Here is a 2,708-nt window from a genome sequence, read left to right as displayed (position 1 = left end):
CCGGAACCGGGCCGGTAGCCAAGCCGCGGAGCTGGATGCACGCGCCCGCTCCATGCTGAGCCAGGCGTAACCGGCGGGTACCCCCCACCTGGACCGGGTCATGCTCCACTACGTCCTCGGCGGCCTGCCCACCGACGACACCGACCTCAGCGCGCTGTGGGTGGGGATGCCCCCCACCTCGGCCCCCGACCCGGAGACGGGCAGGCTGTTCTTCCTGAAGTTCTCCGAGCAGGGCATGCACCGCCTCGCGGTCCCGCTCGACGGGCCGGTCGGGGACCTGCTCGACGCGCTGTCGATGGGGCCGCGCAGGTTCCCGGCGGTCGTCGCACACGTCGCCGCCCGGGCCGGCTGCCCCGCCGGGGAGGCCGAGCGGCGCGTACGGCAGGCCCTGCACCAGGGCGTGCTGTGCACGTTCGGCAGGCCCGAGGAGGAGAGCGCCGCGGGCGACTACGACGACCTGCTGACGTTTCCCGACACCGAGCAGCGGTCCGGCGTCAGGGAGTTGGCCAAGCGGGTGCGCGCCGGGCTGCCCCGGGTGACCGAGGCCCCGGCCGCCGAGCGGGGCGCGTTGCTGGCCGGACTGCGCGGCGACCTCGGCCGGTTCAGCCAGGCTGCGGGCCGCCCGGCGCACATCACGGTCGAGGAGGACTACGTCATGCCGCCGCTCAAGGTGGCGGCCTCCGACTGGCACGACCCGCTGGCCGACCTCGGCCCCGCGGTGGAGCTCCTGACCGTTTTCGACTGGCTGCACGACGTACGGGTTCTGATGACCGCCGCGTTCACGGAGCGGTTCGGGGCCGGGGCGAACGTGCCGCTCGCCGAGCACGCGGCGTTCATCGTGGGCGAGGTCTCCCGGCGGGCCGCCGCGATGGCGGCCGTGTACGGGCCCGAGGGCACCGGCCAGGCCGCCGCGCTGTCCGGGATCGGACCGGCGGACGGCTGCCTGGAGCGCATGTACCTGCTGCGCCGCGAGCTGTCCGAGGAGGTGCACGGCCTCCTCACCAAGACGGCCCAGGCCGGTGAGGACACCCTGCGGCTCACCGCGGCGGACGTCGCCGAGCTGACCCGGGCGCTGCCCGACCGCTTCCGCAGCGACCCACTGATCTACGGGGTACTGCTCCAGCAGGCCGGCGACCAGCTCGTCCTCAACGACGGACTGCCGGGCCACGGCATGCTGTACGCGCGTTTCCTGGAGGCCGACCGCCGCCAGGGCGGCCGCGCCCTGCCCCGCCTGGCCGACCGTCTGAACCGCTTCTACGGCCACGACGGCACCCGCATCGCCGAGGACCTGGGCCTGCACCGCCTCAACGTCAACGCGCACACCCCGGTGCTGCCGGGCGGCCTCACCGCCGAGGACTGGTTCACGCTGCGCCTGGCGCACGACCCGGAGACCGACACGCTGCGGGTCGAGGACGCCGACGGCGCGCCGCTGCGGGTGCTGCCGCTGGGCACCGGCCACCCGGGCCTGTTCCCGCCGCCGCTGTCGGTCGCCTCCGGCCTGGTGATCAGCGGCCGGCTCTTCAACAGCCTGCCCAACTCCTGGCACGCGGCGACCCCGTGGGACGGCAAGCACACCCGGGTCGCACCGCGCATGGCGGTCGGCGACGTCCTCATCGGACGCCGCCGCTGGTACGGCGGTGCCGAACTGGACACGGCGGTGGCCGCCGGGCCCGACGAACACGAACGGCTTCTCGGACTGACCGCCTGGCGCTCCCGCCACGGCGTCCCCGAAGAGGTCGTCATCAAGTCGGCACCGGAGGACGAGGGCCCGCTCTCGGTGGGCGCCCCCGACGTCCAGTCCAAGCGCCTGGCCCAGAAGCCGCAGTACGTCGACCTGTCCAGCGCGCTCGCGGTGCGGGTCCTGCCGCGGATGCTGGAGCGCCGCGGCGCCGGCACGAGCTATCTGGAGGAGGCCCTGCCCGGCGTCACCGACGGCACCCACGCCACGGAGTGGGTGCTCGAAGTGGGGCGCGAGGCCGGAGGCCGCTTCGTGTACGAACCGGCGAACACCGGGGCAGCGGAAGGAGTCCGGCCATGACCGTGACCGATGTGGAGAGGAACGCGGTCGAGTCGCCCCCGGCCGCCGCGCCGCTCAGGGCCCGGCCCGGGCTGCACTACGCGCCCGTGCCGGGGGGCGTCTACTTCAGCGGGACGCGCGGGCAGTTCGTGCTGCGCGGCTCGGAGCTGCTGTACGCGGTGGCGGACGGCTGTGTGCCGCTGCTGCGGGCGGGGACGACGGAGGACGCGCTGGTCGCCGAGTTCGGCACCGAGCGCGCCCGGCCCGCCGTACGGCATCTGCTCGGCAAGCTCCGGGAGAACGGCCTGCTGCTCGACCCGGCCGCGCTCACCGAGCCGGAACCGCCCGCCGAACTGGCCGCCCGGCACGCCGACACGCTGGCCCGGCTCACCGCCCGCCTCGACGACCCGTACGCGGCGTTCGCCCGCCTGCGCCGGGCCCGGGTGCGGCTGCACGGCCCGGCGACGGCGACGGCTCCGGCCCTGCGCGGACTGCGCCGGGCGGGCCTGACCGACGTGACGGCGACGGCCCTCCCGGAGCCGCCGACGCCCCTGGTCCCGGTCTGCGATCCCGCGATGTACGCGGACCCCGCCCTGCTGTCCGGCAGCAGCGGATCGGCAGCCGGCCCCCGGGCGGTGCACCACCCCCTGACTCCCGCCGGCGACCCGACGGTGCACCACCCTCTGACGTC

1 protein-coding gene and 1 pseudogene are annotated in these 2,708 nt (G+C 75.5%); both read left to right on the top strand.

Annotated features, from left to right (window positions below; translation table 11 throughout):
* Window positions 1–100: 100 nt before the first annotated feature.
* Window positions 101–2,038, top strand: coding sequence for a hypothetical protein (locus ABZ281_RS45275; RefSeq protein WP_356664195.1), 1,938 nt, complete (start codon window positions 101–103; stop codon window positions 2,036–2,038).
* Window positions 2,035–2,708 (top strand): annotated as a pseudogene (locus ABZ281_RS45270) (hypothetical protein); the annotation flags it as partial. The gene ABZ281_RS45275 and the pseudogene ABZ281_RS45270, both read left to right, overlap by 4 nt.

The organism is Streptomyces sp. NPDC006265, from assembly GCF_040613555.1.
Classification (GTDB): domain Bacteria; phylum Actinomycetota; class Actinomycetes; order Streptomycetales; family Streptomycetaceae; genus Streptomyces.
The sequence above is the reverse complement of the archived record's forward strand: the minus strand, read 5'-3'. Positions and strand labels throughout refer to the sequence as shown.